Raw genomic sequence first — 5,690 nt, forward strand, 5'->3', positions numbered from 1 at the left:
TTTTAAATTGATATAAATTTGAATTTTCTATTTTCTTTTTACTAGGCGACCATAGCAAATCATTCATTTTTAAAAATGCAAGGAAATATTATGGTGACCCGATTCACATTTAGCAATGTACACTGCTTGCTTGTTCGGTAATTTATCTTGTTGTCGTATACCAATAGTATTTTTGATTTCAGCATCATATTTTTGCAAATAAGGAAGAACTATTTTTGCTGATTTTTCCCTCCAATTAATTTCTTTATTTAATAAATTTAAAGTTTCATTGATTTTTTTGTTAGTTAATTGGCGATCAATATTTCCTTTTTGGATATCTCCAATAATACTGTAAACAGATTCTTTTATTTCATTTGTTCCTGAAATTTTATCTAGTTTAAACATAACATCATTTAATATTTTTGAAACTTTATCTAGATTATTAGATTTAATATCATTAAAAATTTGTTTAAAATTTATCTGTTCCATTTTTAACTTTTCAACATCTTCTAGATTTTTTTTAAGTTGTTTAAAATTATCATAACTATCAACTGCTGAATAATAAGTATTTAATGATTTTCTATAATCGTTATAAAGTTCTTTATATTTTTTATTTTTATCAACAAATTCTGCGGGCACTAATTTTTCAAGTTTTACAATTTCAATATTGTAATTTTTAATTCTTTCTTTTAATTCAGATATTTTTTTTTCACTTTTAGATTGTTTAATATCTTTTTCCATTTCAATAATTTTTTTATTTATATCTAAGATTTTTGATTGATTTTTTCTAGCTGCTAAATGAACTTCATAATAATCTTTAGAAAAAGTATCTAATATTTTTTTCTTTTCTTGGGCGCTCTTTACTAAATCTAAAGTTATTGATGATTTAGCTAAATGATCTTTTAACAGTTGTTTTTTATCATCAGGCAATGAGTCAAGATTTATCTTTTTTGCATTATCAATCGCAAACTTTATTTTAGTTCCATCTTTATCGTAGAGGTTAAAGGTATAATCAATTAAACATCTTTCAATTCGAGGATTTGTTGGTGGCGGAGATAATTCTGAAGTTAAATAACTTCGAGTTGGAATATAATTTGATAATGATGGCCAATAGCCAACTATAAATAAACCTATTAATTGTAAAAATATAAAAGGTATTGCACCTTTCCATATATCTAATGTTGTTATTGAAGGTGGCGCAACTCCTCTCAAGTAAAATAAAGAAAATCCAAACGGTGGAGTTAAAAATGAGGTTTGCATATTTACACCAATCATTACTCCAAACCAAAGAGCTGTTATATTTGCCTCAGGATTTGCAAGTAAGATTGGAGCAATTATTGGAACAACAATTACTGCAATCTCAATGTAATCAATAAAAAACCCTAATATAAATATTATAAACATCACGACCCAAAACTGCGTCCAAAAACCACCAGGAAGATCTTTTAAAAAATTTGTTATAACTTCATCTCCACCAAAACCTCTAAATGCTGCTGTTAGCATTGCGGCACCAATTAAAATAATAAAAACCATAGTTGTTGTTAGAGTCGTTTCAGTCGTAACGTATTTTAGAATATCTTCAGTTTTATAAACTCTCCAAAAACTCCAAATTAAAGAAAAGATAAGTGCGATAACAAATATTGTGCTTATAAAGATCCCTAGTAACTCATAGTTATTTGTAATATTTTTAATATTTAGATTTAAACTGAAATGTAAAATTAATATTCCAATACTTGAGATTGTTGCAATTATTGTTGGAGTATATGTATGTTTTTTATTTGGATATAATTTATAACTTGCCATAACAGTTGAACCAAGCGCACCAATAGCTCCAGCCTGATTTACTGTTGTGACGCCAAATAAAATTGATCCTAGTACAATAAAAATTAACAATACTGGAGGAATCAATGTCGAGGACACTTTTATCCAAAATTCTTTATCAAAACCTTTTTTATTTGGGATTGCAGGAGCAGAATTTTTGATAAATATTGCGTGAATTAATACATAAGCTGCATATAAAAAAACCAAAAGTAGTCCCGGAATAATTGCGCCAAGAAACATTTCTCCAGCGCTTGTTGACTCTACATTTAAAAAACTAGGCATTGATGACTCGCCGGTAAATGCTTGATATAAATTTTTTCTAATATTATCTGCAATATCAGAAGCATTTGAGAGTTGATCTGCAACTATTATAAGAACGACTGATGGTGGAATAATTTGTCCTAAAGTACCTGAGGCAGTTATTATTCCTGTTGCTAAATTTTTATTATATTTAGCTTTAAGCATCGAAGGCAAAGAAATAAGCCCCATCGCAATAACTGTTGCCCCAACAATTCCTGTCGTTGCTGCTAATAAACCACCTACTAAAATTACAGAAATTCCTAGTCCTCCAGGAATTCTTCCAAATAATTGACCCATAGTATTTAATAGGTCTTCAGCAATTTTTGAACGTTGCAGAATTAATCCCATGTAAATAAATAGAGGAATCGCTATTAAAGTATCTCTATTAACGTCCCAATAAGCGCCCCTAAAATTATTAATACCGACGTTAATCCATTCAGCTGGACCTTCATTTATAAAATAAGCATGTGTATTTCCTTCAAAAATAAATCCAAGCAAAGCTGCAATAGAAATTGCCAAAACTCCTGCTCCAGGCAATGCAAAACCAACAGGAAAACCCGTACCAAGGGCTGCCATCATAATTAAAACAAGAATAAATATAAAAAGAACTTCCATTTATGATCTTAATTTTTTTTATAAATTTTATTTGCGTTAAATAGTATGTAGCTTGCAAATTGTATGATCATAGTGACAGCAAATATTCCTAAAAAACCTGCCATCATATATTTTACATAAAGACCTGCTGTTGCTTGACTTGTAACTTCAAAATTTACAATTGGTGAGTTAATAGTACTTGATCTTCCATCCATTCCGTAAACCATTACTAATGCACAAAGAGGAATGCCAAAGAAAGTTGAACCAATAATATTTAACAAAGCCTGTGTTTTTTCTTTTGCTCGAGCATATAAAATATCAACGCGAACATGACCTTCTTTAACGAGTGTATGAGCACTTCCTAATAAGAATAATGCAGCATACCAATATCTTACTAAGTCACCCATGAAAGTTTGCTCGTAAGAATAAACAAATCTAGAAATTACAATTAAACCCTCAGCAATTACTACTAAAGTTGCAAGCCAAATAAATCCAATTTTTTTGTTATAAAATGCAATAACAAAACCAAAAATAGCAAGCGGAGCATGAATAAATGTAATTCTGTTTTGAGGACTAGATAAAAATAAGTGAATTTTATCGCTGATATAAATTTGAATAATTTTTTCTGAAACAAAAAAAGAAATAATAAAATCAATTATTCCAACAATTAAAGCTGTCCAAAATATTCCATGAACTATATAGGAAGATATTGCTGATAAAGTTTCAGAGTCTTGTTTAAGTGATCTTTTTTTTGAAAAAAGAACAATCACAAATGGCAATATAATTGCTAATAAATAAATAAATATTTGAACATAAAGTAGAAAAATATTTTTTACGGTACCTGTATTTATTTTAGTAAAAATTTTATTAGTTCCTGGCCAGCCTAGATAATGAGTTAAGATATTATTAATTAAGAAAGCAAAAGTTAAAGAAGTTATAAGATAACAAAATATTCTAAAAAATCTTGGAATCGAAAACATAAAAAGTAACTAAATAGTGGGGTTTGTGACCCCACTATTTTTAATTATTAATTAAATACCCAAGACTCTATTTCTTTGCGCGACGTATGCCTGATCAGCAATTTTATTCCAAGCACCAAGTTCTGCACGTGCTTTATGGAAACTTTGAACAACTCTTTTTCCCATATCGCTACTTGCTTGGTTTTCAGAGTCAACCTCTTTTGCAGCTTTTCCAAAAGCATCATAGATTCGATCGCTAACTCTTCTAAGTTTAACACCATGATTATTAATAAGTCTTTTTAATGCTTCACCATTTTTAGCATTAAATTCAGACATCATTATTTCATTTTCAGCGGTTGCAGCTGTTTCAATAAGCAATTGATCTGTTTTAGAAAGACTTGATAACCAAGACTTATTTACACCAATTGAAAGCATCGAACCTGGCTCATGCACACCTGGATAGTAATAGAATTTTGCAGCTTCATAAAATTTTAAAGCTTCATCATTCCATGGACCAACCCATTCTGTTGCATCAATTGTTCCTGCCATCAATTGTTCATAAATTTGCCCACCAGGAACACTTACAACTGAGACCCCAAGTTTAGACATCATTTGTCCTCCAACTCCAGGTATACGCATTTTTAATCCCTTAAGATCTTCTGGAGAATTTATTTCTTTTCTAAACCATCCTTGCATTTGTACACCTGTGTTTCCGCACATAAATGGTTTAATGTTAAATTTTCCTGATAACTCATCCCATAATTGTTGACCGCCTGCAAAACGTATCCAGGAATTAAATTCTGTATAAGTTAAGCCCATTGGAACAGAACAGAAGTAACCAAAAGCTTTTTCTTTACCTGTCCAATAATATTCTGCACCATGATAAATTTGAGCGTCACCTTTTCCTACGACATCAAATACATCAAATGCTCCTACACGTTCACCAGCAGAATAGTAATTAATTTTAATTCTACCATCTGTAAGTGCCTCAACACGTTGAGCAAATCTTCGTGCACCAGTATCTAAACCTGGTAAATTTTTTGGCCAAGTTGAAACCATCACAGCTTCAGTTTTTGACTGAGCAATTGCTGGAGCGCTTAAAGTGGTTGCGGCCACCGCAAGTCCAGTTGTTGCAACTGCAGCTCCTTTAATAAACTTTCTTCTTGAGGAAATTTTAGGTTTCTTCAAGTTTTTATTATCTTCTAACATTAGTATCCCCCTTATTTTGTTACTAGATTGAGTTAGTTTAATCCTAAAAAAATGAAGTCTCAATCATAGACTGTTTATAAAATTTGATATTTTATTTGTAATAATATTAAATTATACAATTATAAATTGTATTTAAGTGCATATGAATTTTGAAAAAACAATTTTAGTAACTGGGTCAACAAGCGGAATTGGGTTAGCTATTACAGAAAAATTTTATAGTGAATTTTATAACGTTGTTATAGTTGGTAAGGTAAAATTAACAGTTATAAATAAATTAAAAAAAAAATTTGATAAAGATCGTTCATTAATTTTGAATTTGGACCTTACAAAAGTTAGCAATATTAAAAAATTAATTATTTTAGCTAATAAAAAATTTAAAAAGATTGATGTACTTGTTAATTGCGCAGGTATGCAAGCAGTTTCTCCTATAGAGAAATACTCAGAAGAAATTTGGAGAAAATTATTAGATATTAATCTTAATGTTGCATTTTATATGACCAAATATGTTTTACCTATTATGCGCAAAAATAATTGGGGAAGAATAATTAATATTGCATCAACTCATGGCTTAATAGCATCGATAAATAAGTCTGCTTATACAGCTTCTAAACATGGTATCGTAGGTCTGACAAAAGTTACAGCTCTAGAAACTGCAAAAGAAAAGATTACTTGCAATTCTATATGTCCAGGCTTTGTACTGACTGAACTTATTCAAGATCAAATTGATACAATAGCAAAAAAATTTAGATTATCTAATGCTAAAGCACAAATTCAACTTTTAAAAGATAAACAGCCATCTTTAAGATTTGTGCAAAAATCACATATTGC

General features: G+C 29.7%; 4 protein-coding genes. 1 reads left to right on the forward strand and 3 read right to left on the reverse strand.

From position 1 onward, the window contains the following. Nucleotides 1–69: 69 nt before the first annotated feature. From AC8IGH_RS04860 to AC8IGH_RS04870, 3 genes are read right to left on the reverse strand one after another with little or no spacing between them, the layout of a single operon-like run. A complete protein-coding gene (locus AC8IGH_RS04860) occupies nucleotides 70–2,715 on the reverse strand; it encodes a TRAP transporter large permease (RefSeq protein ID WP_507419592.1) in 2,646 nt (881 codons plus the stop codon). A gap of 8 nt (nucleotides 2,716–2,723) precedes the next feature. Next, complete coding sequence (locus AC8IGH_RS04865; protein ID WP_507419593.1) at nucleotides 2,724–3,674, reverse strand: TRAP transporter small permease subunit; 951 nt, start codon at nucleotides 3,672–3,674, stop codon at nucleotides 2,724–2,726. 51 nt (nucleotides 3,675–3,725) lie between these two features. Then, nucleotides 3,726–4,862, reverse strand: coding sequence for a TRAP transporter substrate-binding protein (locus AC8IGH_RS04870; RefSeq protein WP_507419594.1), 1,137 nt, complete (start codon nucleotides 4,860–4,862; stop codon nucleotides 3,726–3,728). Between the two features lie 142 nt (nucleotides 4,863–5,004). Between AC8IGH_RS04870 and AC8IGH_RS04875 the strand changes: the two genes are divergently transcribed. Beyond that, on the forward strand, nucleotides 5,005–5,690 hold a 686-nt coding region (locus tag AC8IGH_RS04875; RefSeq protein ID WP_507419595.1), incomplete at its 3' end, for an SDR family NAD(P)-dependent oxidoreductase.

It is taken from the genome of Candidatus Allofontibacter sp. (genome assembly GCF_038145245.1).
Taxonomy (GTDB): Bacteria; Pseudomonadota; Alphaproteobacteria; order Pelagibacterales; family Pelagibacteraceae; genus Fontibacterium.

Coding starts and splice junctions, on each gene's coding strand:
- AC8IGH_RS04860 (WP_507419592.1), bottom strand. CDS start 2,715: ATGGAAGTTCTTTTTATATTTATTCTTGTTTTAATTATGATGGCAGCC.
- AC8IGH_RS04865 (WP_507419593.1), bottom strand. CDS start 3,674: ATGTTTTCGATTCCAAGATTTTTTAGAATATTTTGTTATCTTATAACT.
- AC8IGH_RS04870 (WP_507419594.1), bottom strand. CDS start 4,862: ATGTTAGAAGATAATAAAAACTTGAAGAAACCTAAAATTTCCTCAAGA.